This window comes from Psychrobacter immobilis (genome assembly GCF_904846235.1).
GTDB classification, from domain to species: domain Bacteria; phylum Pseudomonadota; class Gammaproteobacteria; order Pseudomonadales; family Moraxellaceae; genus Psychrobacter; species Psychrobacter immobilis_C.
Genome location: NZ_CAJGZN010000051.1, coordinates 1 through 1,302, shown reverse-complemented (window position 1 = coordinate 1,302; position 1,302 = coordinate 1). Strand labels below are relative to the sequence as shown.

The 1,302-nt window shown below is 45.4% G+C and carries 1 protein-coding gene; it reads left to right on the top strand.

Annotated elements, in window-relative coordinates:
* The first annotated feature begins 56 nt into the window (after positions 1 to 56).
* Positions 57 to 1,271, top strand: coding sequence for an IS256 family transposase (locus tag JMX07_RS13460; RefSeq protein ID WP_201574572.1), 1,215 nt, complete (start codon positions 57 to 59; stop codon positions 1,269 to 1,271).
* Positions 1,272 to 1,302: the final 31 nt, after the last annotated feature.

Below are 1,302 nucleotides of genomic sequence, written 5' to 3'. Positions count from 1 at the left end.
GAGCCTTTCCCAAACTTTGTGTAACTGCTTATAATCCACTAACAGGAGAATAAGCAATGACTAACCAATCTGACATTAAAAAACTGGCCGAGCAAATGGCTGGTAGCATGAATAGCTTTGATGACATCAAAGACTTTCAGAAGCAGCTCATGCAATCCTTTATCGACACTGCTCTTGAAGCTGAGATGGAAGACCATCTCGGCTACCCCAAGCATGAGAAAGCAGACAAGCCTAATAAGCGTAATGGGCACACTAAAAAGACCATCCGTAGCGACACAGGCGATTTTGAGATATCCACCCCAAGAGACCGTGATAGCAGCTTTGAGCCTGTACTCGTCAGTAAGCATCAAACCCGTATTAGTGGCCTTGATAACAAGATCATCTTCCTTTACGCCAAAGGTCACACCACCACCGAGATTGTAGAGAGCATCAAAGAGCTCTATGACGTCGACATCTCAAGCTCTCTTGTCTCAAGAGTCACCGATAACATATTAGAGGACATTATCGTTTGGCAGAACCGGCCGCTGAGCAGTGTTTATCCTATCGTCTATTTAGACTGCATTGTCGTTAAGGTACGCCAAGACAAGCAGATCATCAACAAGGCGATCTATCTGGCCTTAGGAGTGGGACTTGATGGTAGAAAAGAGCTGCTTGGCATGTGGCTATCAGAGAATGAAGGCGCTAAGTTCTGGCTTGGTGTTCTCACTGAACTACAAAACCGCGGCGTTCAGGACATTCTTATTGCTTGTGTCGATGGTTTAAAGGGCTTCCCTGATGCCATTAACACGGTTTATCCCAATGCTCAGGTTCAGCTTTGCATTGTTCATATGGTGCGCTATTCGATGAAGTTCGTGCCGTGGACGGATAAGAAGGCCGTAGCGGCTGATTTAAAGGCAATTTATGGTGCTGATACGCTTGAGATAGCAGAGGCCAATCTTGAGCACTTTGATGAGGTGTGGGGTGATAAGTATCCGCATGTGGTTAAGTCTTGGCGTAATAACTGGGAGGGCTTAACGGTGTTCTTTGAGTATCCGAAAGATATCAGAAAAGCCATCTATACCACCAATGCTATTGAGTCTTTAAACAGCGTGATTCGGACAGCGGTGAATAAGCGTAAGGTGTTCCCGTCTGATCAGGCAGCGTTTAAAGTGGTGTACTTAGCCACCCAGCAGGCATCCAAAAAGTGGTCGATGCCTATTCGTAACTGGACGTCTGCTCTGAATCGCTTTATGATTATGTTTGATGATCGTATTAGTAAGCATTTAATCTAAATGGCAGTTACACAGAATCTGGGATGGTCTC